The 25676-nt window shown below is 73.2% G+C and carries 28 protein-coding genes, 1 tRNA gene, 1 other RNA gene, 1 pseudogene and 1 riboswitch; of the genes and pseudogenes, 14 read left to right on the forward strand and 17 right to left on the reverse strand.

The features are described 5' to 3' along the window. Positions 1–65: 65 nt before the first annotated feature. Together AFB00_RS09470 and AFB00_RS09475 are read right to left on the reverse strand one after the other, a co-directional pair. Positions 66–1727 (reverse strand): ABC transporter substrate-binding protein, encoded by a 1662-nt coding sequence (locus AFB00_RS09470; protein ID WP_068796922.1) that lies wholly within the window; start codon positions 1725–1727, stop codon positions 66–68. Between the two features lie 117 nt (positions 1728–1844). After that, positions 1845–2780 carry a helix-turn-helix domain-containing protein gene (locus AFB00_RS09475; protein ID WP_068796923.1) on the reverse strand — a complete coding sequence of 312 codons (936 nt, stop codon included), beginning with the start codon at positions 2778–2780 and terminating at the stop codon, positions 1845–1847. A 276-nt stretch (positions 2781–3056) separates the two neighbouring features. On the opposite strand from AFB00_RS09475, the gene AFB00_RS09480 reads away from it, so the two are divergent. Then, positions 3057–3260, forward strand: a complete 204-nt coding sequence (locus tag AFB00_RS09480) for a hypothetical protein (RefSeq protein WP_068796924.1) — start codon at positions 3057–3059, stop codon at positions 3258–3260. Between the two features lie 216 nt (positions 3261–3476). On the opposite strand, the gene recR is transcribed toward AFB00_RS09480, so the two are convergent. Together recR and AFB00_RS09490 are read right to left on the reverse strand one after the other, a co-directional pair. After that, on the reverse strand, positions 3477–4094 hold the full coding sequence (recR, locus tag AFB00_RS09485; protein WP_068796925.1) for a recombination mediator RecR: 618 nt from the start codon (positions 4092–4094) through the stop codon (positions 3477–3479). Position 4095: 1 nt separating this feature from the next. After that, entirely contained in the window at positions 4096–4410 is a 315-nt protein-coding gene (locus AFB00_RS09490) for a YbaB/EbfC family nucleoid-associated protein (protein WP_068796926.1), read from the reverse strand. A gap of 129 nt (positions 4411–4539) precedes the next feature. Here AFB00_RS09490 and AFB00_RS09495 point away from each other — a divergent pair, with 129 nt between their 5' ends. After that, positions 4540–5343: an N-acetylmuramoyl-L-alanine amidase gene (locus tag AFB00_RS09495; protein WP_068796927.1), complete on the forward strand. Its 804-nt coding sequence runs from the start codon at positions 4540–4542 to the stop codon at positions 5341–5343. A 12-nt stretch (positions 5344–5355) separates the two neighbouring features. On the opposite strand, the gene AFB00_RS35750 is transcribed toward AFB00_RS09495, so the two are convergent. The 3 genes and pseudogenes from AFB00_RS35750 to ffs all read right to left on the reverse strand — a co-directional run bounded on the left by AFB00_RS35750 (position 5356) and on the right by ffs (position 8303). Then, positions 5356–6087 carry a hypothetical protein gene (locus AFB00_RS35750; RefSeq protein WP_335726575.1) on the reverse strand — a complete coding sequence of 244 codons (732 nt, stop codon included), beginning with the start codon at positions 6085–6087 and terminating at the stop codon, positions 5356–5358. Between the two features lie 432 nt (positions 6088–6519). Continuing rightward, positions 6520–8157: pseudogene (locus tag AFB00_RS34710) on the reverse strand (DNA polymerase III subunit gamma and tau); the annotation flags it as partial. Positions 8158–8208: 51 nt separating this feature from the next. Continuing rightward, positions 8209–8303: signal recognition particle sRNA small type (gene ffs / locus AFB00_RS09505), an RNA gene on the reverse strand. An 81-nt stretch (positions 8304–8384) separates the two neighbouring features. Between ffs and AFB00_RS09510 the strand changes: the two genes are divergently transcribed. Then, positions 8385–8472: transfer RNA gene (locus AFB00_RS09510), tRNA-Ser, on the forward strand. 76 nt (positions 8473–8548) lie between these two features. Here AFB00_RS09510 and AFB00_RS09515 read toward each other — a convergent pair. Next, positions 8549–8878 carry a hypothetical protein gene (locus tag AFB00_RS09515; protein WP_156819466.1) on the reverse strand — a complete coding sequence of 110 codons (330 nt, stop codon included), beginning with the start codon at positions 8876–8878 and terminating at the stop codon, positions 8549–8551. 174 nt (positions 8879–9052) lie between these two features. Between AFB00_RS09515 and pyrE the strand changes: the two genes are divergently transcribed. Next, a complete protein-coding gene (gene pyrE / locus AFB00_RS09520; RefSeq protein ID WP_068796929.1) occupies positions 9053–9649 on the forward strand; it encodes an orotate phosphoribosyltransferase in 597 nt (198 codons plus the stop codon). Here the strand turns inward: pyrE and AFB00_RS09525 are convergent. Beyond that, entirely contained in the window at positions 9583–10335 is a 753-nt protein-coding gene (locus AFB00_RS09525) for a dienelactone hydrolase family protein (RefSeq protein ID WP_068796930.1), read from the reverse strand. The two genes, pyrE and AFB00_RS09525, sit on opposite strands and share 67 nt — an antisense overlap. A gap of 81 nt (positions 10336–10416) precedes the next feature. Between AFB00_RS09525 and AFB00_RS09530 the strand changes: the two genes are divergently transcribed. Further along, complete coding sequence (locus tag AFB00_RS09530) at positions 10417–10989, forward strand: hypothetical protein (RefSeq protein ID WP_068800153.1); 573 nt, start codon at positions 10417–10419, stop codon at positions 10987–10989. A 58-nt stretch (positions 10990–11047) separates the two neighbouring features. Here the strand turns inward: AFB00_RS09530 and AFB00_RS09535 are convergent, their stop codons facing one another. The 3 genes from AFB00_RS09535 to AFB00_RS09545 are packed head-to-tail and all read right to left on the reverse strand — an operon-like array spanning position 11048 to position 13276. Beyond that, the gene (locus tag AFB00_RS09535; RefSeq protein WP_068800154.1) at positions 11048–11815 is read right to left on the reverse strand and encodes a methyltransferase type 11; all 768 of its coding nucleotides are present in this window, start codon (positions 11813–11815) and stop codon (positions 11048–11050) included. Positions 11816–11858: 43 nt separating this feature from the next. Then, complete coding sequence (locus AFB00_RS09540; RefSeq protein ID WP_197519808.1) at positions 11859–12698, reverse strand: phosphotransferase family protein; 840 nt, start codon at positions 12696–12698, stop codon at positions 11859–11861. Beyond that, positions 12695–13276, reverse strand: coding sequence for a DinB family protein (locus tag AFB00_RS09545; protein WP_083275388.1), 582 nt, complete (start codon positions 13274–13276; stop codon positions 12695–12697). Before AFB00_RS09545 ends, AFB00_RS09540 begins: the two co-directional genes overlap by 4 nt. A 69-nt stretch (positions 13277–13345) precedes the next feature. Here AFB00_RS09545 and AFB00_RS09550 point away from each other — a divergent pair, with 69 nt between their 5' ends. Beyond that, complete coding sequence (locus AFB00_RS09550) at positions 13346–13909, forward strand: GrpB family protein (protein ID WP_068796931.1); 564 nt, start codon at positions 13346–13348, stop codon at positions 13907–13909. On the opposite strand, the gene AFB00_RS09555 is transcribed toward AFB00_RS09550, so the two are convergent. Next, entirely contained in the window at positions 13888–14643 is a 756-nt protein-coding gene (locus tag AFB00_RS09555) for an SDR family NAD(P)-dependent oxidoreductase (protein ID WP_083276002.1), read from the reverse strand. The genes AFB00_RS09550 and AFB00_RS09555 overlap by 22 nt on opposite strands. 39 nt (positions 14644–14682) lie before the next feature. Here AFB00_RS09555 and AFB00_RS09560 point away from each other — a divergent pair, with 39 nt between their 5' ends. The 3 genes from AFB00_RS09560 (at position 14683) to AFB00_RS09570 (ending at position 16403) form a co-directional block, all read left to right on the forward strand. Beyond that, positions 14683–15009, forward strand: coding sequence for a GNAT family N-acetyltransferase (locus AFB00_RS09560; protein ID WP_068796932.1), 327 nt, complete (start codon positions 14683–14685; stop codon positions 15007–15009). Positions 15010–15149: 140 nt separating this feature from the next. Next, positions 15150–15947: a class I SAM-dependent methyltransferase gene (locus AFB00_RS09565; RefSeq protein ID WP_068796933.1), complete on the forward strand. Its 798-nt coding sequence runs from the start codon at positions 15150–15152 to the stop codon at positions 15945–15947. Between the two features lie 61 nt (positions 15948–16008). Next, positions 16009–16074, forward strand: a riboswitch (guanidine-III (ykkC-III) riboswitch). A gap of 14 nt (positions 16075–16088) precedes the next feature. Then, entirely contained in the window at positions 16089–16403 is a 315-nt protein-coding gene (locus AFB00_RS09570) for a DMT family transporter (protein ID WP_068796934.1), read from the forward strand. Positions 16404–16409: 6 nt separating this feature from the next. Here AFB00_RS09570 and AFB00_RS09575 read toward each other — a convergent pair whose 3' ends face one another. After that, the gene (locus AFB00_RS09575) at positions 16410–17516 is read right to left on the reverse strand and encodes a LacI family DNA-binding transcriptional regulator (protein WP_231974296.1); all 1107 of its coding nucleotides are present in this window, start codon (positions 17514–17516) and stop codon (positions 16410–16412) included. A gap of 70 nt (positions 17517–17586) precedes the next feature. On the opposite strand from AFB00_RS09575, the gene AFB00_RS09580 reads away from it, so the two are divergent. Genes AFB00_RS09580 through AFB00_RS09600 form a run of 5 tightly spaced genes read left to right on the forward strand, consistent with a single transcriptional unit; the run spans position 17587 to position 22200 of the window. Further along, positions 17587–18804, forward strand: a complete 1218-nt coding sequence (locus AFB00_RS09580; RefSeq protein WP_068796936.1) for an amino acid ABC transporter substrate-binding protein — start codon at positions 17587–17589, stop codon at positions 18802–18804. Then, positions 18801–19685 carry a branched-chain amino acid ABC transporter permease gene (locus tag AFB00_RS09585; protein ID WP_068796937.1) on the forward strand — a complete coding sequence of 295 codons (885 nt, stop codon included), beginning with the start codon at positions 18801–18803 and terminating at the stop codon, positions 19683–19685. Before AFB00_RS09580 ends, AFB00_RS09585 begins: the two co-directional genes overlap by 4 nt. Further along, a complete protein-coding gene (locus AFB00_RS09590) occupies positions 19669–20709 on the forward strand; it encodes a branched-chain amino acid ABC transporter permease (RefSeq protein ID WP_068796938.1) in 1041 nt (346 codons plus the stop codon). The genes AFB00_RS09585 and AFB00_RS09590 overlap by 17 nt, the downstream gene beginning before the upstream one ends. Further along, positions 20706–21461 (forward strand): ABC transporter ATP-binding protein, encoded by a 756-nt coding sequence (locus tag AFB00_RS09595; protein ID WP_068796939.1) that lies wholly within the window; start codon positions 20706–20708, stop codon positions 21459–21461. The genes AFB00_RS09590 and AFB00_RS09595 overlap by 4 nt, the downstream gene beginning before the upstream one ends. After that, a complete protein-coding gene (locus tag AFB00_RS09600) occupies positions 21454–22200 on the forward strand; it encodes an ABC transporter ATP-binding protein (RefSeq protein WP_068796940.1) in 747 nt (248 codons plus the stop codon). Before AFB00_RS09595 ends, AFB00_RS09600 begins: the two co-directional genes overlap by 8 nt. A gap of 48 nt (positions 22201–22248) precedes the next feature. On the opposite strand, the gene AFB00_RS09605 is transcribed toward AFB00_RS09600, so the two are convergent. The 3 genes from AFB00_RS09605 to AFB00_RS09615 all read right to left on the reverse strand — a co-directional run bounded on the left by AFB00_RS09605 (position 22249) and on the right by AFB00_RS09615 (position 25459). Continuing rightward, positions 22249–22563: a hypothetical protein gene (locus AFB00_RS09605; protein WP_068796941.1), complete on the reverse strand. Its 315-nt coding sequence runs from the start codon at positions 22561–22563 to the stop codon at positions 22249–22251. A gap of 68 nt (positions 22564–22631) precedes the next feature. Further along, complete coding sequence (locus tag AFB00_RS09610) at positions 22632–23102, reverse strand: (2Fe-2S)-binding protein (protein WP_068796942.1); 471 nt, start codon at positions 23100–23102, stop codon at positions 22632–22634. An 11-nt stretch (positions 23103–23113) separates the two neighbouring features. Further along, entirely contained in the window at positions 23114–25459 is a 2346-nt protein-coding gene (locus AFB00_RS09615) for a molybdopterin cofactor-binding domain-containing protein (RefSeq protein WP_068796943.1), read from the reverse strand. Positions 25460–25676: the final 217 nt, after the last annotated feature.

The raw sequence follows: 25676 nt of genomic DNA on the forward strand, positions 1-25676 counted from the left end.
CTGTGGTGGGGAGGCCGTCACCGGGCGCCGCGGGATCACCACGGCGCCCGGTGCGTGCGAACGGATCAGTTCTTGCTGACGGTGTAGAACCGCTCGTCGGTGAGCGGGCTCGGGATGACGCCCTGGACGTTGTCCTTGACGACGATCGCCGGACCGGTGGTGAGGATCGGCACCGCCGGCAGGTACGTCGACATGATGTCGGCGTTGGCCTTCTCGTACGCCGCGGCGTGCCCGGCCGGGTCCGGGATCGCGTCGGCCTTGGCCAGCTCGTCGAACATCGCCGGGTTCTGCGGGCCGAACTCGGCCTTCTCCCGGCCGAAGAACGTGCCGACGAAGTTGCCGGCGTCGTTGTAGTCGCCGGTCCAGCCCAGCATGTGCAGGTCGTGCTTGCCTGCCTTCTGGACGTCGTCCTTGTAGCCGCCGTTCCACGGCCGCGCGACCGGGTTGACCGTGATGCCGACGGCCTCCAGGTTCGCCGCCATCGCGGAGAACAGGTCGGACGGGTTCGGCATGTAGGGCCGGGTGACCTCGGTCGGGTAGTAGAAGTTCAGCGTCAGGTTCGGCTGACCGGCCTCGGCGAGCAGCTGCTTGGCCTTCGCCGGGTCGTACGGGTACTGGGTGACCTGCTGGGCGTAGCCCGCGACGGTCGGCGGCACGAACTCCTGCGCGACGGCCGAGCCCTCCGGCATCTTGGTGCGCACCAGCGACTCCCGGTCGATCGCGTGCGCGATCGCCTGGCGGACCTTGAGGTCGCGCAGGGCCGGGTTGTTCTTGGTGTTGAAGCCGACGTAGAGGATCGAGAACGGGTCCCGGATCAGGACCTGGTTGCCCTGCTCCTTCAACGTCCCGTAGTCCGCCGGGCTCGGGTAGTCGTAGCCGTCGATGGTGCCGGCGGCCAGCTCCTGCTTGCGGGCGTTCTCGTCCGGGATGATCTTGAAGATCAGCTTGTCGACCTTGGCCTTCTCGCCCCAGTAGTCGTCGTTGCGGGCGAGGGTGATGGTGCCGTTCGCCTTGTCGAAGCTCTCGAAGCGGAACGGCCCGGTGCCGGTGGGGTGCTCGGTGGCGTAGGCGGGGTAGGTGAAGGAGTCCCCGCTCTGGGTCACGGCGTCGGCGTCGTACTGCTCGAGCGCGGCCGGGCTGGAGATCGAGAACGAGGTCAGGCCGAACGCGGCCGGGAAGGCGCCCTTGAACTTGTTCAGGTTCAGCACGGCGGTGGTCGGGTCCTGCGCGGTGCAGGACTTGTAGACCGGGTCGCCGGAGGCGTCGCCCTCGTTCTGCGCGAAGCCCTCGAAGACGTCGCCGTAGTAGATCATCTGGCTCTGGGCGGCGGCGCCCTTCATCTGGAACCACCGGTCGAAGTTCGCGCAGACGGCGGCCGCGTCGAGCGCCGTGCCGTCGTGGAACTTCACGCCGTCGCGCAGGGTGAACGTCCAGGTCTTGCCGTCCGGCGAGGACTCCCAGGCGGTGGCGAGACCGGGCTCCAGCTCGGTGGTGCCCTGCTTGTAGGTGATCAGCGTGTCGAACATCTGGCGCGCCGGCCGGAAGCTCTCGCCGTCGTCGTTGAACGTCGGGTCGAAGTTCTTCGGCGCACCGGCCGCTCCGAAGACGAACGTCCCGCCGGTCGCGCCGTCCTCGCCGCCGGAGCCCCGATCGGAGGCCGCACACGCCGTCATGGTCAGCGCCAGCAGTCCAGCGGTGATCGCCGTGGCCCACCGTTTCGCTTGCATCAGTCCCCCACTCGGTTGCCGGTACGTGGCGCCTCGATGTGAGCGCGGCGACACCCGGTGGATGGAAAACCTATAGCGAAGAGTTACCTGCCGGTAGACCTGTACATCACGAAAGGGCTACGAATTGGGACGTGCGTACCGATCATGTGACATCTGGTCGATCATGAGCGGTCGACCGGCGGAGCGGTGCCGGTCCCGCCACTGGGCCACGACCTGCCTGCTCGTGGCCGGGTCCAGGGCGTCGGCGCGGACGTCGGCGAGCACCCGCCGGTAGGTGTCGAGATCCCGGGCCGCGTCCAGGAACGTCTCGCCGGCGTGACCCTCCGTGTGCACGACGTCGGGGCCGAGCTCGTCCGGGATCTCCAGCACCGCGAACCGCCCGGCGTGCGCCCGCTGGACCCCGGCGGAGAACGGCAGCACCCGCAGCTCGACGTTCGGCAGCTCGGACAGCTCCAGCAGATGGTCCAGCTGCTCGACCATCACCTGGCGGCTGCCGGTGACCCGGGCGAGCACACCCTCGTCGATCACCGAGCGGAGCCGCAGCGGCGGATCGGCCACGAGCGCCTCGTGCCGGCGGCGGCGCAGGTGGACGAGCTGGTCGATCTCCCACCCGTCGTGGCGGGGCAGCCGGGCGCGCAGCACCGCCCGCGCGTAGGCCCGGGTCTGCAGCAGGCCGTGCAGCACCGACAGGTCGAACCCGTCGACGCCGGTCGCGTCGGTCTCCACCGCGGCGTAGCGGCCGGGGGCGGGCAGCGCGTAGCGGTCGGTGCTCAGTCCCTCGGTGAACGGCTCCCACCAGCCCCGGGTACGGCTCTGGGTCACCAGCCTGCGGAGCATCTCGGCCTCGACGTCGGCCACCCCGCCGTAGAGGTCGAGCAGGCCGTCGACGTCGGCGCGGCGCGGGATCCCCTTCCCGTTCTCGAGGCGGCTGATCTTGGACGTCGAGCAGGCCAGCGCCCGGGCGACGTCCTCCAGCTTGAGGCCCGCCTTCCCGCGCAACCGCCGCAGCTCCGCGCCGAGACGGCGCCGGGCCCCGACCGGTTCCTGCTCCACCGCCGTCTCCCCCCACCCAGGTCGTGCGCCCTCCATGCAATCACACCGTGCGTGCAATCTCGCCGTCCGTGCAAGTTTCACCGGTTCTGCAATTGCACAACAGGCCCCGATCCGGCACTCTTGAGGTACCCGATCGTGACGGGCAGCACACCGCCCGCCGCGTACGGGGGAACCACGACGACCAACGAGAAGAACCGAGGTGAACCAGATGATCCGCACGACACAGAGGCCGCACGCCGGCAAGCGTGAGGGGGCCCGCACGGGGCGGTGGTACCCGTGATCGCCCTGGTGGCGCTGGTCCTCTCCGGGCTGGCGGTCATCGTCGTCACCGCGACCGTCATCGGCGTGACGGAGTCCCGGCAGAGCGGGGCCTGGCGCCGGATCGCCGCCGAACGGCGGAGGTCGTGGGAGCGCAGGCAGCGCCAGCTGCACGGCGGTCACCACGAGGTGGATGCGTGGGGCGACGAGGACACCGACTGAGATCGGTGGAAGGAGCGGGAACCCGGGCCCGAGAGCCCCGAGAGAGAGGTTCGGCGCAGTAGCGGGGGGTTGCTACGCCGGGTGGCCGGTCCACGTCCGCGCAGGACGGGGCCGGCCGTTCGTCGTTTCCGGGCCCGGTCGGTGGTCGCGGGCCCCGCTCCGGTGGTCGCGGCCCCGCGGAACCGGCACGCTCGCGGCTGCGGGCCCGAGTCCGGGCTACAGCGCGCGGCGGCCGGCGAGCGCGCGGCCCAGGGTCATCTCGTCGGCGAACTCCAGGTCGCCACCCATCGGCAGGCCGGAGGCGAGCCGGGTGACGGTCAGTCCCGGGAAGTCCCGCAGCAGCCGGACCAGGTAGGTCGCCGTGGCCTCGCCCTCGGTGTTCGGGTCGGTGGCGATGATGACCTCGGAGATCTCGGTCTCGTCCTGCGCCGGGCCGGTCCCGCCGAGCCGGGCGAGCAGCTCGCGGATCCGCAGCGTGTCCGGCCCGATCCCGGCGAGCGGGTCGAGCGCACCGCCGAGCACGTGGTAGCGGCCCTTGAACTCGCGGGTCCGCTCCACGGCCAGCACGTCCTTGGGCTCCTCGACCACGCAGACCAGCGTCGGGTTCCGGCGGGCGTCGGCGCAGTACCGGCAGCGGGTGTCCGCCGAGACGTTGCCGCAGACCTCGCAGAACGCGACGCCCTGCTTGACCGTCTGCAGGACCTCCTGCAGCCGCGCGATGTCGGCCGGATCCGCCGCGAGCAGGTGGAACGCGATCCGCTGCGCGCTCTTCGGCCCGACCCCGGGGAGCCGGCCCAACTCGTCGATCAGGTCCTGGACCGGTCCCTCGAACACCTCAGGCGCCCGGGAGGCCCAGGCCGCCCATGTCGAGACCGCCGGCCAGCGGCCCCATCTTCTGCTGCTGCAGCTCCTGCGCGCGGGCGACCGCGTCGCTCATCGCGCCGATGACCAGGTCCTGCAGGGTCTCGACGTCGTCCGGGTCGACGATCTTCGGGTCGATCCGGACCGAGCGGGGCTCCAGCCCCGCGGTCAGGGTGACCTCGACGAGACCGTTGCCGGCCTGGCCGGTGACCTCGGCGACGGCGAGCTCCGCCTGGGCCTCCTGCAGCTGCTGCTGCATCTTCTGCGCCTGCTGCATGATCATCTGCATGTCGGGCTGACCGGGTTGCACGCGTACCCCTCGCTGTCGGGTCCCGGCTCCGTGCGGCCGGGTGGCCCCGGCGACGCGACCGGTGCGGACGTCTCCACGGCCAGGGTAGTCGTGTCAGGCTGTCGCACCGTGCACGCCCCGATCCGCTCCGCCGTCACCGCCGTACCGGCCGCCCTGCTCGCCACGGTGCTCTGTGCCGGTTGCACGCCCGCCGCCGCCCCGGCGCCCCCCGCCACGGTCGCGCCGCCGGTGGCCGAGGCCGCCAGCACCCGCCCGGCCCCGCCGGAGCCGGCCCCGGTCGTCGTGCTCGATCCCGGGCACAACGGCGGGAACGGGGCGGCGTCCGCCGAGATCGCCCGGCCGGTCCCGGACGGGCGCGGCGGGACCAAGCCGTGCAACACCACCGGCACCGAGGCCGCGGACGGCAGCCCCGAGCACGCGTTCGCCTGGGACCTCGCCCAGCGGGTCCGGACCCGGCTGGAGTCGGCCGGGGTGCGCGTCGTCCTCACCCGCGACAGCGACGACGGCGTCGGCCCCTGTGTCGACGAGCGCGGTGCCGCCGGCGGCCGGGCCGGGGCGGCCGCCGCGGTGTCGCTGCACGCCGACGGCGCGGCGCCGGCGGCCCGGGGGTTCCATGTCGCCCACGCCGATCCGGGAGTGCACGGCACCGGCCCGGAGTCGCTGCGGCTGGCGACGACGCTGCGGGACGGCCTGCGCTCCAGCGGTCTCGCCCCGGCCGGCTACATCGGGCGGGACGGCCTCAACGGTCGCCCCGACCTCGCCGGGCTGAACACCTCGACCGTGCCGACGGCCCTGGTCGAGGCGGGCAACATGCGCAACGCCGAGGACGCCGCCCTGCTCGCGAGCCCGCAGGGCCGGGACCGCTACGCGACGGCGATCGCCGACGGGGTGCTCACCTACCTGCGGCGGTGAGCCCCGGCTCCGTCACTTGGGCTCGACCGTGCGGGCGCCGAGGTGCTCCTCCAGGATCCCGAGTGCCGCCGCCTCCGGGTCGCGCCGGGTCCCCGGCTTCGCCGCCTCGGCGGCGGCCTCGGCGAGCATGGCCTCCTCGGCGTCGGCCTGGCTGACCCGCTGCACGGGTGCGCTGCGGCCACCACGGGCCCCGCCGGACTCGGCCGGGTCCGGCGGGGCGTCGTCCGGCGGCGGCTCGGGGGGCAGCGGGATGTCGCCGTCCGGCCCGGGGGCCCGGCCGGACCCACGGCCCTGCGCCCCGCCGCCCGAGCCACGCTCGGGAGACGCCCCGCGCTGCTGGGACGGCCGCTGCGGCACCGGCCGCGGCTGCCGCTCCGGGGCGGCCCGGCGCGCCGCGCCCCCGGCCTCCCCCTGGTCGCAGCGCACCTGCCACTGCACGCCGAGCACCGCCCGCAGCGCATCGCTGATCACGTCGGTGTTGCGCTGTTCGGACAGCCGCCGGGCCAGCGGCGGGGCACCGATCGCGAGGACCAGGGTGTCCCCGTCGATCGCCCGGACCGTGGCGTTGACCAGCAGTGCCTCGGTGCTCCGGCTGCGCTGCCGGACGGCCGCGAGCACCTCGGGCCAGACCCGGCGCACGGCGGTCGCGTCCAGCGAGGAGACCGCGGGCGCGGGCTGGGCGGAGGTGGGCGGGACCGCGTCGGCGGGGGCGCCGTCGCGCGGGGGCTCGGGATGGTCCGTCACCGCCGGGGCTGCGCCCTCCGCGGCCGTGCCGGAACCGGTCCGCTCCGCATCGGCGGTGCGGGCCCCGGTCCTCGGCGTGCCGGACCCGGTTCCGGCCCTGTCCGGCTCGGCTGTGTCCGGCCGGGCCGTCCCGGACCCGGCTGTCCCGGACCCCGCCGTCCCGGACCCGGCTGTCCCGGATCCGGCCTCCCCTGACCCGGTCTCCCCGGGCCCAGCCGACGTGGACCCGGCTGCCTCGGACCCGGATCCGTCGGACCCGGACGGCGCTGCGGCGCCGGATCCGGTTCCGGGCGTACCGGGCCCGGTACCGACCGGAGTGGGGTCACCGGAGCCCTGGTCCGTCGCTCCGGTGGCGTCGGCACCGGGTGCAGGGGTCGCCGTACCGGATCCGCTCGACCCGGCGGTCTCGCCCGGCCCGCTCGGCGCCGGGGAGGCCGCCGTGTCCTCCGGGCCCGTGTCCTTCGGGCCCGTGTCCGCGGCGGCCGAGGACCCGTCCTCCGTCGTGGCCGGACCACTGCCGGATGCCGTCCCCTCCGGGCCGGTCGCCGGATCGCCGTCGGCCGGGCGGGCGGGCGGCGTGCCGGGGGCCGCCGGGCCGTTACCGGTGGGGCCGTCGACCCGGGCTGCCGCACCGGTACCGGCCGGTTCCGGGCCCGCCGCGCTCCCGTCCCCGGGTTCCTGCGCCGGTCCACCGTTCCCATCGACGACCGTCGGCGCCACAGCTGCCACAGCTGCCACCGGGGACGCGCCACCGCGCCGCGCCGGCGCGCCCTGCCCACCGGACCGCGCACCGGGATCCGCCGCTCCGGCATCCGGACGGGACGGGGGCTCCGGCGCCTCGCCGCCGCGCTCGCTGGCGCGGACGAACCGCTTGGCGGGGGCACCCTCACCGCCCGCGGGCTCCGGGGCGATCGCGTTCCGCCGCTCGATCCGTTCGAGACGCTCGAGCAGGCCGCCGTCCGACATCGTCGCCGCGGGCAGGAGCATCCGGGCGCACAGCAGCTCCAGCAGCAGCCGCGGCGCGGTCGCCCCACGCATCTCGACCAGGCCCTGGTGCAGGATCTCGCCGTACCGGGTGAGCGCGGCCGGGCCGAGCAGCGCCGCCTGGTCGGCCATCCGGGTCAGCTCGTCCGCCGCGCCGTCGACCAGGCCCTGTTCGGCGGCATCCGGCACGACCTGCAGCAACATCAGGTCCCGGAACCGCTGCAGCAGGTCGGAGGCGAAGCGGCGCGGATCGTGACCGGCCTCGACCAGCCGGTCCACCGCGCCGTAGACCGCGGCCCCGTCGGCCGCGGCCAGTGCGTCCACCGCGTCGTCGATCAGGCCGGAGTCGGTGACGCCGAGCAGCGCCACGGCCCGCTCGTAGGTCACCCCCTCCGGGCCCGCCCCGGCGATCAGCTGGTCCAGCACCGAGAGCGTGTCCCGCGCCGACCCGCCACCGGCCCGGATGACCAGCGGGAACACCGGCGGCGCGACGGTGACCTCCTCGTCGCCGCAGATCCGCTCCAGCAGCGACCGCATGGTGCCCGGCGGGATCAGCCGGAACGGGTAGTGGTGGGTCCGCGACCGGATCGTGGGGAGGACCTTCTCCGGCTCCGTGGTCGCGAAGATGAAGACCAGGTGCTCCGGTGGCTCCTCGACGATCTTGAGCAGCGCGTTGAACCCCTGGTTGGTGACCATGTGCGCCTCGTCGACGACGAACACGCGGTAGCGCGACTCCGCCGGGGCGTAGAACGCGCGGTCGCGCAGCTCGCGGGCATCCTCCACACCACCGTGGGACGCGGCGTCGAGCTCGACGACATCGATGTTGCCCGGCCCCTCCGGCGCGAGGGCCACGCAGGACGAGCACTCCCCGCACGGCTCCGGCGTCGGCCCCTGCACGCAGTTCAGCGAGCGCGCGAGGATCCGCGCCGACGACGTCTTCCCGCAGCCGCGCGGGCCCGAGAAGAGGTAGGCGTGATTGATCCGCCCCGCACGCAGGGCGACGGCCAAGGGCTCGGTGACGTGCTCCTGCCCCACGACATCAGCCAGCTTGGCCGGGCGGTACTTGCGGTACAGAGCCAGAGCCACGCCGCCGAGGTTACCGATGCACCCTGACGGTTCCGGAGGTCGGCCGGAGACATGAGGGGACCCCGCGCACCCGCCAGAGCCTGTTGACCCTTGCTGCCTTCCGGCCCTGGGGGAGTTCACAGGATGGACGCCGCACGGGGTCCACGGACAGTGTGCCACGGACTGGGCGCCCGATGGGGCGAGGGGGCGGTGAGGAGCCCACGGTCGTGGCGGGTAGCCTCCTCTGCGGAGGATTCGCCTAGTGGCCTAGGGCGCACGCTTGGAAAGCGTGTTGGGAGAAATCCCTCAGGGGTTCAAATCCCCTATCCTCCGCCAGCTTGAACAGGCAGAACGCCGGGCGGTTCCCACGCGGAGCCCCCGGCGTTCGGCGTTGTGGCTGCAGTTGCCCCCTTCAGGTGGGCGACGACGCTCTTCCCCCACCCTCGCCACCCCTGCCGGCGGCCAGGACACCGTTGACCCCGGAACCGGTGCCCCTGTCCAGCACGCGATCGTCGGCGCGCGTCTCGTCGAGAACGGCCCTGCCGAGAAGGTCCGACGTCGGCGTCGGCGCGAACACCGTGGGCGGGACGACGAGGTCGAGACCCAGATACGACAGGCGCCGCTCACCAGCAGCGGACAACTCCTGATAAGCACGCTCGTGCCACCGACGCAGGTCCTCCACCCGCCTCTCGGACATGCGCGGTCGATAGGTCACCGCCGAACCGTAGATCGGCGCGCGCAAGGGGCGCACCCGAGAACGAGACAGCACTCGGCAGTCCCGGTTCCAGTCTCGTTCCTCCCCGTCCGGGCCGGTTCACCACGGTCCGAGCGGCGATCCGTGCCGAGCTGCAGCACAGCGGGCGGCGGCGCTCGAAAATCCCCGCTGACGTGCATCTCGGCGCGCGAGGATCGCCCCATGGAACGTGACGAGCTGGCCGCCGCCCTGCACCACGCGTCGCACCTGACCGGGTCGTTCCGGCTCCGCTCGGGGCGTACCGCCACCGAGTACTTCGACAAGTACCGGTTCGAGTCCGATCCCCGGATCCTGCGGGAGATCGCCGAGCACGCCGCTGCGCTGGTGCCCGCAGGAACCGAGGTCCTCGCCGGACTCGAACTCGGCGGCATCCCCGTCGCCACGGCGATGAGCCTTGCCACCGGGCTGCCGGTCGTCTTCGTGCGGAAGGCGGCGAAGGAGTACGGGACCCGGCGGCTCGCCGAGGGCGCCGACGTCGACGGGCGTTCGGTCCTGGTCGTCGAGGACGTGGTCACCTCGGGCGGTCAGGTCGCCCTGTCGACGTCCGAGCTACGGGCCATCGGGGCGCGGATCGACCACGCGTTGTGTGTGGTGGACCGGGAGGAGGGCGGCGCCGAGGCACTGGCGGACTCCGGCGTGGGGCTCATCTCCGTCTTCACCGCGGAGACGCTGCGCACCGCGGGGCTCGCACCTCACCCCAGCGTCTCGGCGAGCACCCCGACGACGTCGTCCCACGCCCGCCGCGCGTGCCGCGGATGATGGGCGACGCCGTCCGGAACGCGCTGCCCGTAGGTCCTGTCCGGGCGCACGGACCCGTCCGGATCGGTGGGCGGGTGGTGGAACGCGTGCCGGGCGCCGCCGTAGACCACGAGCCGCCAGTCGACGCCCGCCGCCTGCATCTCCGCGGCGAAGGCGTCCCGGTCCGCGACGGGCTGGATCGGGTCCTCCGACCCGACCCCGGCCCACACCGGGCAGCGGATGCGCGCGGCATCGCCGGGGCGTCCGGTCATCAGTGCGTTGACCGTCGCGATCGCACGCAGGTCGACGCCGGCCCGCCCGAGCTCCAGCGCCACGGCACCGCCGGTGCCGTACCCGACGGCCGCGATGCGGGCGGGATCGGTGCGGGGCTCGGCACGCAGCACGTCCAGCGCCGCGTGACCGATGTCCCGCAGCCGGTCGGGATCATCGAGCAGCGGCAGGCAGCGGGCGAGCATCTCGTCCGGGTCGCCGAACCAGTGCCCGCCGTGCAGGTCGAAGGCGAGCGCCACGTACCCGAGCCTCGCGAGCGCGTCGGCCCGGCGACGCTGGAAGTCGTTCAGTCCGGGGCCCTCGGGGCCGATCAGCACACCCGGACGGCGCCCGGTCCCGCCGGGCAGCGCGAGGTGCCCGACCATGGTCAGGCCGTCGGCCGGGTACCGCACGGAACGCGTGGTGACCGCTGTCATGACGTCGGACCGTAGTGACGGCCGGGCCGCGGCGGGGTGGGGTTCGCCGTCGGCGCAACGACGACCGGGAGCGGACACGTCATGATCGATCCCGCCTGGGTCCTCCTCGGCGCCGCGCTCGGCCTGGCCGGCAGCGTCCGCTACGCGGCCGCCACCCTCCGGGGTACCGCACGGCCGAACCTCGCCACGTGGTCGCTGTGGGCCGCCGCACCGTTGATCGGGTTCCTCGCCCAGCTCGACGCCGGGGTGGGACTGCCCGCCGTCCTCACCCTCGGGGCGGGGACCGGGCCGTTGATCGTCGTCGTGGCCGGGATGACGACCCGCCACGCGCGCGTCCGGCTGGGGGCGTTCGACGTCGTGTGCGCGGTCGTCGCCGGGATCGCGCTCGTCGTGTGGCTGGCGCTCGACGCGGCGCCGCTCGCCGTGCTCCTCGCGGTGGCGGCCGACGCCGCGGCGGCGCTGCCCACCGTGCGGAAGGCGTGGCGTGATCCCGGGTCGGAGAACGTGTTGTTCTACGTCCTCGTCGGGATCGGGGCGACGATCACGTTGCTGACCCTGACCACCTGGAACCCGTCGGACTGGGCGTTCGCGGTGTACATGCTGACGCTGTGCCTCACCCTCACCGGGATCGTCACGCTGCGCCGCCGGGCATGACCCGGGGTGGCACGCCCCTCGCCCGATCGGCGTGCACGGTTCCGCCGCCGGGAGGGCGTCAGCGTGCAGCTCGAACCGGGCGGCGGGCCTCGATCAGGTGCCGGGTCGAGTGGGCGACCAGGCTGCCCTCGGTCCGGATGTGCGCGTCGAGGCGGCGCAGTACCGCGTCGTGCCGGGCGACGTCGAAGTCCGGCACCCACCACACGCACTTGCGCAGGAGGAAGACGACCGCGCCGACGTCGAGGAACTCCATGCGGCACCGGGCGGTGCGCAGGTCCAGCACCTCCAGACCGGCCGCCTCGGCGGAGGTCCGGTCGTCGTCGGGGTGCCGGGACCGGCGCTGCCCGAGCGTCGGGGTCAGGAAGTGCTCGATCAAATCGAACGCGGACTCCGGGCCGACGTGCTGGGCGAGGTAGCGGCCTCCGGGAGCGAGCACGCGGGCGATCTCCGGCCAGTCCGCCGCCACCGGATGCCGGCTCGTGACCAGCTCGAACGTGCCGTCCTGCACCGGAAGCGGAGCACCGGGAGCGGGTTCCAGGACCTCGACGCCGCGGGGTCCCAGCAGCTCACGGGCCCGCACGGCGTTGGGCGGCCAGCTCTCGGTGACGCACATCCGCTCGGGCAGCACCGGCGCCCCGGCGACGACCTCGCCCCCGCCGGTGTCGATGTCGAGCGCCGACCCGGCCGTCGCCAGCCGCCGGCCGACGAGCGCGGCGTAGCCCCAGGGCGGGCGCTCCTCGGTGGCCCGGCCCGCCAGCCAGCCGAACCCCCATCCGTCGACGTCGGCACCGGCGGCCTCGGACACCAGATCCTCGAACGTACGCACGCCGGACAGGGTCGCCGGCCGATCGCCGGGGGAACAGCGCATTTCACCAGTCCCGGGTCTCGGCGAGGTCCATCCACCGCTCCGTCTCCTCCGAGCCGAAGTGCCGGATGGACCAGTCCGTCATCCGCAGCGACATGTGCGCCCAGGCAGGCACGAGCAGGTCGGGGGCGAGCCCGTCCAGAATCCTGTCCACCCGTTCGACGACGCCCGGTTCCGCGGGTGTCCTCAGCAGTCCGAACCGGAACGTCACCAGATCGAACCGTCGGTCCCCGCGCGCCGCCCCGCCCCAGTCGACCACGCCGGACAGGCGTCGCCCATCGGTGAGCAGGTTGCCCGGGTGGAAGTCGAGATGGACGGCGGCGGTGCCCGGCAGCGCGCCGTGGTGCGCCCGGCCGACCGCACGCACGCGGGCGTCCAGACGAGCGCTGCGCCGGTCGTACCTGCGCAGGGGCTCGTGCAGGCAGAACCCCGGACCATCGTCGAGCAGATACAGGTCCGCCGCCGGAACACCCGGAAGCGCGACCCGATCCATGCCCGCGTTGAACGAGAGGACGTCGTCGAGGAGTACGTGCGTGACGTGCCGGACCGGAGCGCCGGGCAGGACCTCCTGGACCCAGACGACGTCCGGCCCGAACGGGACGACGGCCTCGACCGCGGGCACGGGGTGGCCTCCCCGGCGCAGCGCCCGGAGTACGTGGAGCGACCGAGAGGCGCCGGGGACCCGGGTCAGGACCCGGCGTCGCCCGTCCGGCCAGCGGACGAACACCGCCCCGACCTGGCCATTCGTGGACACCGCCTCGACGGCCGGGGCACCGCCCAGGTGCTCCCCCACCACCACGGCCAGCGCCGGCGGGTCGACGCGTTCGATCCGGTCGCCCGTCACCTCCCTGCGGCCCGGGCCGCCGCCTCGACCGTCCCGACGTACCGCTCCCACCAGGCCGCGTCGTCCGACGGCAGGTTCGACTCGTCGCTGCGGTGCCCGGCGGCCCCGTCGAGCCCCTCCCGGAGGACGTCGGCCTGCCCCGCGTGCCGGTGCGTCTCGCCGATCATCCGGACGGCGAGGTGGTGCAGCGTCGCCGTGTCGCGTCCGGCCGGCCAGTGCGCCACGGTGCCGACGGTCTCCGGCGGCAGTTCCCGCAGGATCCGGTCGGTGTGCGCCGCGATCCGCCGGTACCGGTCGACGATCTCCGCCCGCGGCTCGTCGGCGCGGGCCCACATGTCCTCGTTCTCCCACGGATCGAAGGTCTCGAGGAAGGCGAGGTCGCCGGTCGGGCGGTCGAAGGCGCGGGCGAAGTAGGTCAGCTCTCCGGCGGAGAGGTGCTTGACCAGGCCGAGCAGGTTGGTCCCGGTCGGGGTCATCGGACGACGGACGCTGTAGTCGTCCAGGCCGTCGAGTTTCCACAGCATCGCCGAGCGGGCCTCGCCGAGGTAGCGGATCAGGTCGTCCACGGGATCGGTCACCGGACGGACGGTGCCAGCCGGCCGGCGGCGGCGATAGCCTCGAACGCTGCCCACCCCGGAGGCCGCCCGATGCCCGACCCCGCGCTCCACGCCGCCCTCGTGGACGGGCCCGAGCCCGTGCTCGTCACGCTGTCCGAGTACGACCCGGCCTGGCCCGCCCGGTTCACCGCCCGCGCCGCCGAACTCCGGACCCTGCTCGGCGAGCGCGCCCGGCTCGTCGAGCACGTCGGGTCGACGTCGGTCCCCGGGCTGGCGGCGAAGCCGATCGTGGACATCGTGGTGGGTATCGACGACCCGGACGACGAGCCCGCCTACCTGCCCGATCTCCTCGCTGCGGGGTACCGGCTGCGGGTACGCCAGCACGCGCACCGCGTCCTGCGGACCGGCGATCCGGGCGAGCAGGTCAACGTGCACTGCTACCCGCCCGCGCATCCGGAGGTCCGCAGATTCCTGCTCTTCCGCGACCGGCTGCGATCCGACGAGCCGGACCGCTCCCGCTACGAGGCGGTCAAACGGTCCCTGAGCGGGCGGGAGTGGCCGGACGTGAACGTCTACGCCGAGGCGAAACGCCCGGTCATCGAGGAGATCCTCGCCCGGGCGGGGTGGCCCGATCAGCGGGCCTCCGGGTCCTGACCCCGCGCGGCACGCCCCCCGTCGACCGGCAGCACGGCTCCGGTGACGAACCCGGCCGCGTCGGACAGCAGGTAGGCGACCTCGGAAGGCAGCCCGACCCGGCCCAGCGGGTGGATCTCGGCCATCTCGTGGCGGGTCCGCTCGGCGGTCGCCGCGTCCTGCCCGGCCAGGAACTCCTCGTACCGCTCGGTGGTGACCGAGCCGAGCGCCACCGCGTTGACCCGGATCCCCTGTGGACCGTGGTCGACGGCGGCGGCGCGGGTGAACCCCTCGATCGCCGCCTTCGCCGTCGCGTAGGGCAGCGCCCCACGGACGGCGCGCTGCGCCTGGTGGCTCGACACGTTGACGATCGACCCGGCGGTGCCGGCGTCCCGGAACCGCCGGACGGCGACCGAGGATCCCACCAGGACCGGGGCCAGGTTCGCGGTGACGAGGTCGACGATCGCCCCGGGCGGATCGGTGTCGAGGGCAGCGTCCCGGAAGACCGCTGCGTTGTTCACCCAGCCGCCGAACGTGCCGAGCTGCCGGGCGGCGTCGGCCGCGGCCTCGGCGACCGCGGGGTCGTCGGCACTGCCGGTGACCGCGCGGACCCGGGTTCCGGCGGGATGGTCGCGGACCCAGCCGGGCGCGTCGCGATCGAGGACGACGACGGCGTCGCCGCCGGCCAGCAGCCTCCCGGCGATCGCGCGGCCGATCCCGCGCCCGGCCCCGGTGACGACGTGTGAGCGCACCATGCCCGCCATGATGCGGCCCGGGAGGGCGATGATGGCGGGGTGACCCCCGGGGCCGTCGTCGGTCACGTGGGGCTGTGCGGAGACGGGCCGGGGAGCTGCGTCGTCACCCGGCTGTTCGTCGGTCCGTCCGGGCGTCGCCGGGGAGTCGCGGCGCGGCTGCTCGACACCGTCCGCGGATACGCGCAACGGCACGGGCTCACGCTCACCCTGGAGGTCGCCGCGCTCGGCGACGGTGCCGCCGTGGCGCTGTACGAGCGGACCGGGTGGGTCCGGACCGGATCCCGGACGGCGCAGTGGAAGACCCCCGACGGCGCCCCGGTCCTCCTGCACGACTACCGGCTGCGCGACGACGTACGGCCCGGTTGAGCAGCGACGTCCGCACGGGATCCGGGTCACCGCACGGGGCCGGGACCGGTGCGGGTGCCGGGGAGTCGTGCCGGGCCGGGGAGCCGGTGCGAGGGAAAACCGGAGGCTCCGGCTGTGGGGCGTCCCTAGGGTCCGGCGCCATGCAGGACCGCACCGAACTCGTCACGCACTACACCGCGGCCGACGAGCGCTCCCGGCTCACCGCGGCGCCGTCGCTCGAACTCCTGCGCACCCGGGTGCTGCTGGAACGGGTACTGCCCGGTGCACCGGCGACGGTCCTCGACGTCGGCGGCGGGCCCGGGGTGCACGCGCACTGGCTCGCCGGCCGCGGGTACACCGTCGATCTCGTCGATCCCGTGCCGAAGCACGTGGAGCAGGCCGCGGCCCCCGGGACGGTCCGGGCGGCCGTCGGCGACGCGCTGGCGCTCACGGCGCCCGATGCGAGCTACGACGCGGTGCTCCTGCTCGGGCCGCTCTACCACCTCACCGAGCGCGCCGACCGGGTGCGCGCACTGCGCGAGGCGCGCCGGGTCGCGCGACCGGGAGCCCCGGTCGCCGTCGCCGCGATCTCCCGCTACGCCAGCATGCTGGACGGCTTCCACCGCGGGTTCTTCGCCGACGGGACGTTCGTCGGGATCGTCGCCGAGACGCTGCGCAGCGGGCAGCACCGCAACCCGGGTGCGCACCCGGACTACTTCACCAGCACGTTCTTCCACACCTGCGCCGAGCTGCACGACGAGCTCGCCGAGGCGGGGCTCGTCGACGTCGGCGTCCTCCCGGTGGAGGGCCCGCTGCAATGGGCACCGGACCTGTCCTCCCGGCTCGCCGACCCGGACGGCCGGGCGTTCGTCCTGCGCTGCCTGGAACGTCTGGAGCGCGACCCGGCGATCACCGGATCGACCTCGCACCTGATGGCGCTGGCCCGCTCCCCCGGCTGAGCGAGCTGGTCAGACCGGTCACCACGACTGGATCTCCGCCGGTGCGCCGGGCATCCTGAGGGTGGATCGCCCACCGGCGGTTCCCCGGACGAGACGCGCCGTACCCGGAACGCCAAGACGACGCCCGAGAAGGAGCTCGTCATGGCGTGGATCTACCTCGTGGTGTCCGGTCTGCTGGAGACCGTGTGGGCCGCGGCGCTGTCCCAGAGCAAGGGCTTCAGCCGGCTCGCCCCGTCGGTGGTGTTCGGCGTCGCCCTGGTGCTCAGCATGGGCGGGCTGTCGCTCGCGCTGCGGGACCTGCCGGTCGGCACCGCGTACGCGATCTGGGTCGGCATCGGTGCGGTCGGCACGGCGATCTACGGGATGGTGGCACTCGGCGAGCCCGCGACGACGGCCCGGCTGCTGTGCCTGGTCGCGATCGTCGCGGGGGTCGCGGGCCTGAAGTTCCTGCACTGAGGATCGTCACGACGGGGCGCGGACCGGACCGGTCGATCCCCTGGCCATCAGCTCGAAGCCGGTCCGGCGGGTCCGCCGCCGGGCCGCGGGAGGCTTCATCGCGAGGTCCAGCGCCCAGGCGCCCATCTGCGCCATCGGCAGCCGCACGGTGGTCAGGCCCGGCGCGAGATCCGCGGCGAAGGACACGTCGTCGAACCCGGCGACCGACACCTCCGTCGGCACGCCGATGCCGCGGGACCGCAGTACCGACAGCGCACCGACGGCCATCGCGTCGTTCAGCGCCAGCAGCGCGGTGAGGTCCGGGCGGGCGTCGAGCAGCTCGTGCGCCGCGGCCGCACCGCCGTCCCGGGTGAACGCGGCGTGGTGCACGGCGAGCGCGCCCGGCGCCATCCCGGCCTCGACCAGCGCGTCCTCGACGCCGGCGAGGCGGTCGGCGACCGTCGTCAGCGCGGCCGCACCGGCGAGCACGCCGATCCGGCGGTGGCCCTGGGCCAGGAGGTGCGCGGCGACGGCCCGGCCCGCCTCCCGGTTGGCCGGCAGCACGGCGTCGGCCGCCAGGTGGTGCCGCCCGATCACGGCGACCCGGCCGCCAGAGGACTCGAAGGACCGCAGCGCGGCCGCCGCCTCGGCCTGCTGGGCGCGCTCGACGTAGCCGGACCCGGCCACGATGATCGCGTCGGTCCGGTGCGCCACCAGCGAGCGGATCTGGCGCAGCTCGGTCCCCGGGTCCCGGCCGGAGTGGCAGATCTGCACGGTCAGGCGGTGCCGGTCGGCCTCGGCGATGACCCCGCTGGCGATCTCGGAGAAGTACGGGTCCCCGATCTCGTGCACGATCAGGCCGACCGTCGACGTCGCGCCCCCGGCCAGGGTGCGGGCGTGCACGTTGGCGATGTAGCCGATCCGGGCGGCCACCTCGCGGACGTGCGCGGCCATCGACTCGCTGACTCCGTCGCTGCCCGACAGCGAGCGGGACGCCGAGGCCAGCGACACCCCGGCCTGCTCGGCGACGTCGGCCAGCCGGGGCACCGACCGCCGGTTCGTGGAGCCCTCCCCCACCGGCCCACCCTTCCGATTTCGGTCGCGCCGTCCGATCTGCACCTTGTCGCCGGACACGTCGGCAGCCTACGGTACGAAAGCGCTTCCGAAAGCGCTTCCGTTGCTCGATGATGAGTGTGGAGAGCCCATGGGTGTCAGAAGCAGGTTCCGGACGGGCTGTGTGGTCGCCGCACTGGCTCTCCTCGTCTCGGCGTGCGGTGGCGGTGCCGGCGCGGGCGGTGGCCCGGGGGACCCGATCCTCATCGGCGTCTCGCTGCCGCTGACCGGCGACTTCTCCGAACCGGGCAAGGGCGTGCAGCGCGGCTACGAGGCCTGGGCCTCCCACGTCAACGCGAACGGCGGGCTGCTCGGGCGGCAGGTCGAGCTGCGGATCCTCGACGACCAGTCCAGCGCCGACCGGGTGGTCGCCGACTACGAGGCGCTGATCGCCCAGGAGGGCGTCGACCTCGTCTTCGGCCCGTTCTCCACCCGGCTGGTCGTGCCGTCGGCCCGTGTCGCCCAGGAGTACGGGATGCTCTTCGTCGAACCGGCCGGGGCCGCCGCCGAGGTCTTCGAGCAGGGCTTCGACAACCTGTTCTACGCGGCCCCGGCGATCGCCGACGACCACTACGACAACCTCGCCCAGCAGATCATCGCGATGCCGGCGGAGCAGCGGCCCGCGACGGCGGCGTACGCCGCGATGGACGACCCGTTCGCCCAGGGCACCGCGTACGGGCTCAAGGCGAAGCTGGAGGCGGCCGGCGTCCGGACCGTCGTCGACGAGGTCTACCCGCCGAACACCACCGACTTCGGCAGCATCGCGGCCAAGATCGCCGACTCGAACGCCGACATGGTCGTCGGCGGCACCCAGTACCAGGACGCGGTGAACCTCATCGTCGCGCTGCAGCAGCTGAACTACCAGCCGCGGCTCGCCGCGTTCTCGACCGCGCCGACGAACCCGGAGTTCCCGGCCGCGATCGGGGCGCGCACCGAGGGCATCCTCGCGCCGACCGGCTACACGCCCGAGGCGTCGTTCCCGTCCAACCCCGAGTTCGTCGAGCACTACACGCAGATGTTCGGCTCGCCGCCGTCGGAGGACGAGGCGAACGCCTACACGACCGGGCAGGTAGTGGCGTCCGCGGTCAGCGCGGTCGGCTGCGCCGAGCAGGGCGACTGCCAGCAGCAGCTCGTGGACTGGCTGCGCGGGGCGACCGTGGACACCGTCGTCGGCCCGCTGTCCTGGGACCAGCAGGGCCGCCCGCAGTCGGCGCACCTCATCCAGCAGTACGTCGACGGCGAGATCCGGATCGTGCTGCCGGCCGAGCAGGCCCAGGCGGAGTTCACCTTCCCGAAGGTGAACTGGTGACCGGGTCGCTCCTGCTGCAGAGCCTGGTGCTCGGCATCCTGCTGGGCGGGCTGTACGCGCTGCTGGCCGCGGGCCTCACGCTCTACTTCGGCGTGATGCGGGTGGTGATGATCGCGCACGCCGCGTTCCTGGTGCTGGCCGCCTACCTGGCGTGGGACGTCAACACCCGCTTCGGCATCGACCCGCTGCTGTCGCTGGTGGTGACCGTGCCGCTGTTCTTCGGCGTCGGGGTCGCGCTGCAGCGGCTGCTCATCTCCCGGCTCCGACCGGCCAGCCTGACGATGATGTCGGTGCTGCTGACGTTCGCGATCGCGCTGGCGATCGAGGGCACGCTCGGGTTCTTCTACACCGGCGTCCAGCGGCGCATTCAGCTCGGCTACAGCGGTGCGAGCTTCGAGGTGTTCGGGGCCCGGATCGCGGTCGTCAAGCTCATCGCGTTCGGGCTGGCCGCAGTCGCGCTGCTCGCGCTGTGGCTGGTGCTGACCCGGACCCGGTTCGGGACGGCGTTGCGCGCGACCATCCAGCACCCGGAGGCGGCCCGGCTGGTCGGCGTCGACACCGACCGGACCGCCGCCTACGGCTTCGGCCTGGGTCTCGCGACGGCCGCCGTCGGCGGGACGGCGCTGTCGCTGGACGCCACGATCTACCCGTCACTGCACTGGCACTGGATCGGCCCGCTGATGGCGATCATCGTCGTCGGTGGCCTCGGCAGCATCCCGGGCGCTGCGATCGCCGCGATGGTCCTGGGCATCGGGCAGGGCCTGCTGCAGCTGCCGATGGGCACGACGTGGGCGCAGACCGTCTTCTACATCGCCCTGTTCGCCACGCTCATGCTCCGTCCGCAGGGGTTCTTCGGAGGTCGCCTTGCGCAACGTTTCTAGGACCCTCGCGCTGGCCGTCGGCACGATCGCGGTGCTCGTCGTGCCGTTCGTCGCGCCGAACGCCTACATCCTCTCCGCCGCCGTCGTCGTCCTGTCCTACGCGGTGCTGGCCACCTCGTGGAACGTCATGGGCGGGCTCACCGGTTACATCTCGCTGGGCCACGCCGCATGGTTCGGTCTCGGCGCCTACGGCACCGCCCTGCTGGTGACCAGGGCCGGGATGCCGTCGTTCCTGGCGCTCGCGCTGGCCGGGGTGATCGTCGCGGCGATCGCGCTGCCGATCGGGATCGCGGCGCTGCGGGTGCGCGGCGCCTCGTTCGTCATCGTGTCGATCGCGCTGGTGCTGGTCCTGCTGCTGGTCTTCCAGAGCTGGGGCGAGTTCACCGGCGGCTCGAACGGCCTGGTCGTGCCGCGGCCGTTCCCGGACCTGCTGCGGCCCGAGCACCACCTGGTCTTCTACTACCTGTTCGCGGCGCTGCTCGCCGTCGTCCTCGTGGTGTGGTGGGCGTTCGACCGGTCCCGGTTCGGGCTCGCGCTCAAGGCCGTCCGGGAGGACGAGGACAAGGCCCAGTCGCTCGGCGTCCCGACGTTCGCCTACAAGCTCGTCGCGTACACGGTCTCGGCGATGTTCACCGGGCTCGGCGGCGGCCTGTACGGGCTCTGGTTCGGCGACCTCGACCCGATCTTCCAGTTCTCCATCCTGGTCGGCTCCTACATGGTGCTGATGGCGCTGCTCGGCGGCGTGCGGCACCTGTTCGGGCCGCTGCTCGGCGCCGTCGTCGTCGGGGTCGCGATCGAGTACTTCAAGATGGAGTTCGGCGACACCCAGTTCCACCTGATCGCGACCGGCCTGCTGCTCGGCGTCGTCGTGCTGTTCATGCCGGACGGGGTCATCCCCGCCGTCTCCGGCCTCGTCGACCGCTTCCGGCCGCAACGCAGCTCGATCCGCGAGGTCACCGCGGACGAGGTGCTCGACCGCGACCGCGTCCCCGAGACCCCCGAACCGACGGAGGCCCGGCGATGACCGGCACCCGGACCAGTACCGAGGTCGGCCTGTCCACCGACGGCCTCACCAAGTCCTTCGGCGGCGTGCGCGCGGTCGACGCCGCGAGCGTGACCTTCCAGCACGGCCGGATCAACGCGCTGATCGGCCCGAACGGCTCCGGCAAGACGACGTTCTTCAACTGCGTCACCGGGATGATCCGGCCGGACTCGGGCACCGTGGACTACCGCGGCACCGCGATCACCGGCCGGGCCCCGCACCGGATCGCCGCCGCCGGGATCGGCCGCAGCTTCCAGCTCTGCCGCACCTTCGGACGGCTCACCGTGCTGGAGAACGTCCTGGTCGCCCAGCGCGACCGCTCGTTCGCCCGGCTGCTGCGGGGCTCGCGGTCGGCCGAGGACGTCGACCGCGCCCGGGGCTGGCTGCACCGGGTCGGCATCGACCACCTGGAGCACGCCGAGGCCAGGGACCTGTCCTACGGGCAGCAGAAGCTGCTGGAGCTCGCCGGCGTGCTGATGGCCGAACCCGAGACGATCATGCTCGACGAGCCGGCCGGCGGGGTGAACCCGGCGCTCATCGACCGGATCGCCGACCTCGTCCGGGGGCTCAACGCCGAGGGCCGCACCTTCGTCATCGTCGAGCACAACATGGAGCTGGTCATGAGCCTGTCCGACCACGTGGTCGTCTTCGACCGCGGACGGCCGATCGCCGACGGCCCGCCCGACGACGTCCGTACCGACCCGGCGGTGCTGGAGGCGTATCTCGGTGTCTGAGACCCCGCTGCTGCAACTCACCGACATCGAGGCCGGGTACGGGCGCGCCGCGCTGGTACTCCGCGGGCTCTCGGTGGACGTGCACGCCGGTTCCGTCGTCTGCCTGGTCGGCCCGAACGGGGCCGGCAAGTCGACCGTCCTCAAGGTCGCCAGCGGGATGCTCGCGCCGCGGTCGGGCTCCATCCGGGTGGAGGGGCGCGAGGTCACCGGGCACGGCCCGCAGCAGATGCTGGCCGCCGGGCTCGCGCACGTCCTGCAGGGGCACAGCGTGTTCCGCGAGATGACCGTCGAGGAGAACGTCCGGCTCGGCGCCTACTCGATCACCGACCGGGCCCGGATCGACGAGCGCATCCGGTTCGTGACGGAGCTGTTCCCGGTGGTCGGCGAGCGCTGGCGGTCGCTGGCCGGGCTGTTGTCCGGCGGGCAGCAGAAGCAGGTCGAGTTCGCCCGCTCGCTGATGGTGGACCCGAAGGTCCTGCTGCTCGACGAGCCGTCGATGGGGCTCGACCCGAAGACCACGGGCGTCGTGTTCGAGCAGATCGACCGGATGCGTACGGCCGGGATCGCGATCCTGCTGGTGGAGCAGAACGCCCGGCGGGCGCTGGAGACCGCCGACGTCGGCTGCGTGCTCGACCTGGGCCGGGTGCACATCAGCGGGCCGGCGCCCATGCTGCTCGCGGACCCGCGGCTCGGGGAACTCTACCTCGGCGGGCGGCCCGCCACCCCGGGCACGGCGTGACGGCGGTGGGACCGGGAGAACCGGTCCCACCGCCGTCCGGGGAGCCCCTTACTCGAAGGGTCCGTTGACCAGCAGCCCGCCGAGGGGTCCCTCGACGAACCGAGGGTCGGCCTGGGGCAGTTCGGTGTCGGTTCCGTTGACGCCGTCCTGCCGGTTGCTCGGCGAGTACGTGTCGAGCGCGTCCACACCGCTGGCGCCGAACGTCCCGGCGGTGGCGCCGACGGCGTCCACCCCCTGGGTCGGGCTCTGGGTGCTCGGGTAGCCGTGCTCGTCGTCGTCGGCCGCGGCGATCCCGGCCAGCGGGAACGCCACCGCACCGATGGCGGTCGCCGCCACCAGGGTGCGGCGCATCCGGTTCTTCATCGCATCCGTCCTTCTTCGTCGGGGAGCAGGGTCCACGACGCGGACGGCCGACGCCGCCCGCGCGGTGGTCACATGTTGTCGGCGCCGGCCTTGATCGCCTCACGGATGCGGTTGTAGGTGCCGCAGCGGCAGATGTTGCGGATCTCGTCGAGGGCGGCGTCGTCGATCGCGCGGCCCTCGGACTGGCAGCGCTTCACCAGCGCGACCGCGGCCATGATCTGGCCGGGCTGGCAGTACCCGCACTGGGCGACGTCGCCGTCGATCCAGGCCTCCTGCATCGGGTGCAGGGTGTCGCCGTCGGCGAGGCCCTCGATCGTGGTGATCTCGTCGGACTCGGCCAGCGTGCCGACCGGCGTCGCGCACGGGTTGAACGCCTTGCCGTTGAGGTGCGAGGTGCAGGCCTTGCAGACGTTGATCCCGCAGCCGTACTTCGGGCCGGTCACGCCGAGCACGTCGCGGAGGACCCACAACAGCCGGACGTCGTCCTCGACCTCGACGGTGACGCGCTCGCCGTTGAGCGTGAAGGTGTGCTGGGACATGGCGGTCTCCCTCAGCGGGCCAGCTCGCGGCCGTCGGTCGGCGACGGCGGCACGGGCGGGATGGTCGGGTACGGCTCGAACGGCAGCGGATCCTTGTGCAGGATCGGAAAGTACGTGGGGACCTCACCGGTCGCGCGTGCGTAGGCGCAGGCGATGGCACCGCAGGTCGCGGCGACGCCGAACTCGCCGGCCCCACCGGGCTCGGGGGCCTCCGAGTCCTCGATGAGCACGATGTTCATCTCCGGCGGCGTGTTCCACTGCCGGGTGTAGAAGTAGTTGTCCCAGCTCGCCTCGACGAAGTGGCCGTCCTCCAGGTGCAGCCCGGAGGTCAGCGTCATCGCGATGCCGTCGTTGATCCCGCCCATCATCTGCGCCTCGAGACCGCGCGGGTTGATGATCAGGCCGACGTCGACGACGTAGGTCACCTTGGTGACCCGCGGACCGGTGCGGGCCGAGCGGATCTGCCGGTTCACCGTCTCCGGACGGCAGTCCAGCTCCACCACGGCGCAGGCGACGCCCTTGTACTCGACGTGCATCGCGATGCCCTGGGCGGTGCCCTCGGGCATCGACTTGCCCCAGTCCGCCTCCTCGGCGGCCCGGTCCACCACGTTCTTCCAGCGGGTCAGCTTGGTGTAGGCGGACCGGAACTCGTACGGGTCCTTGCCCATCCTCGCCGCGACCTGGTCGATCATCAGCTCGCGCGCGGTCGCCGTGTCCGGCGAGTAGATGTTGCGCATCGAACTGGTGTTGAACCGCATGTCGACCTCGTTGAGCAGGGAGGTCGCCACGCCGACGTTGTACGGGTTGGTCTGGGTGGTCAGGTAGAGCGCCTGGGAGACCGTGTAGTTCCCGCCCGGTGCCTTCTGCGCCGCCGCGGTGACGGCCTCACCGAGGCCGGGGTTGCCCTCGGTCGCGACACTGGTGTGCCGGATCTCGAAGCTGGTCACCGTGTCGCCGGAGACCTGGGCGCGCACCCGGGTGGTCGCCATCGGGTGCGTGCGGCCCTGGCGCGAGTCGTCGGCCCGGGTCCACATGAGCTTGACCGGCTTGCCCATGAGCTGGGAGACCTCGGCGGCCTCCTCCGCGGCGTCGAAGAACAGCTTGCGGCCGAACGAGCCGCCGCCCTCGATGACGTGGAAGGTCACGGCGTTCTGCGCGATCCCGAGCTTCTTCGCGATCTCGGCCTGGGCGGCGATCGGGTTCTTCGCCGGGCCCCAGATCTCGGCGGTGTTCCCGCGGACGTCGGCGACCGCGCAGTTCGTCTCCAGCGAGGAGTTGCTGCGGAAGTAGAAGGCGAAGTCGCCCTCGACGGTCTCGCCGGGCACCTGCGGCACGGCCAGCGGCAGCTCACCGGCCCGCAGCTTCTGCAGCACCGACTCGTCGTTCTCGCCCTCGACGGTGCCGCCGTCCCAGTTGACGTCCAGCGCGTTGACCGCGTCGACGGCCTGGCCGAAGGTCTTCGCCCGCACCGCGACGCCGGTCCGGCACTCGACGACGTCGGTGACGCCCGGCATGGACCGGACCTCGTCGATGTTGTTGGCGCCCTGCGGGGCGGAGTTCAGGTTCGGCCCGCGGCAGATGACGGTCGGTAGCGCGTCCGGGATCTGCAGGTCGGTGGCGAACTGCTTCTTCCCGGTCACCATGGCCCGTGCGTCGGACTTGGTCCGCGGGGTGCCGATGACGGTGAACTGCTCACGGTCCTTGAGCACGACCTCGCTCGCCTCGTTGACCGCCGACGACGCCGCCTCGGTCAGCTCGCCGAACGGCAGCTCCTCGCCGTTCAGGCCGGTGATCAGGCCCTGGCGGCTCTTCAGGACGTTGACGTCCTGGCGGAGCTCGTTCGCCGCGGCGGAGAGCAGCCGGCCCTGGGCGAGCGCCGCCGCCACCCGGATCGGGGTGTAGGTGGTGAACGTCGTGCTCGAACCGGCCGTCAGCTGGTTGAACACCAGCTCGGGACGGGCGTCGGCGAGGGTGACGTTGACCTGGTCCGGGTCGAGGTTCATCTCCTCGGCGATGATCATCTGCGTCGAGGTGATGATGCCCTGGCCGTTGTCGGCGCGCGGCAGCGCGAACGACACCGTGCCGTCCCGGTTGACCTCGATCCGGATGAGGTTCGCGGTCGGCCGTGCGGCGTCGCGCAGGGCGTCGAGCAGGTCGTACAGCTCGGCCGGCAACGGCGGGGACGGGATCGCCGCCGCGTTGGCCTGCGGCACGCCGCTGAAGAAGGTCTGCCGGCCCATCTCGGCCGCGACGACCAGGGTGGGCGCGGCCACCAGGTACCCGAGGAAGCGACGCCGGCTGACGTTCTTCTTTTCCTGGCCTGGCGCCGGGCGCTCGGGGGCGCTCTGAGCGGGCATCGTTGTCCTCTCCGGGGGGCGGCGGTGCTCGGGCCCCGGCGGCGTCCGGTGCGGGGAGCAGGACGGCCGCGGGCTCTCGGAGCAGGCAACGAGGCACGTCGTTCGACGGTTACGCGCCGGTAGCAACCGGCGGTGTCGACGGAATTCCGCCGTCACGATCGCCCGTGATGCCCGATTCCCAGGTCAACGATCTTTCGGTGAGGGCACCCTTATCCGC

The organism is Pseudonocardia sp. HH130630-07, assembly GCF_001698125.1.
Classification (GTDB): Bacteria; Actinomycetota; Actinomycetes; order Mycobacteriales; family Pseudonocardiaceae; genus Pseudonocardia.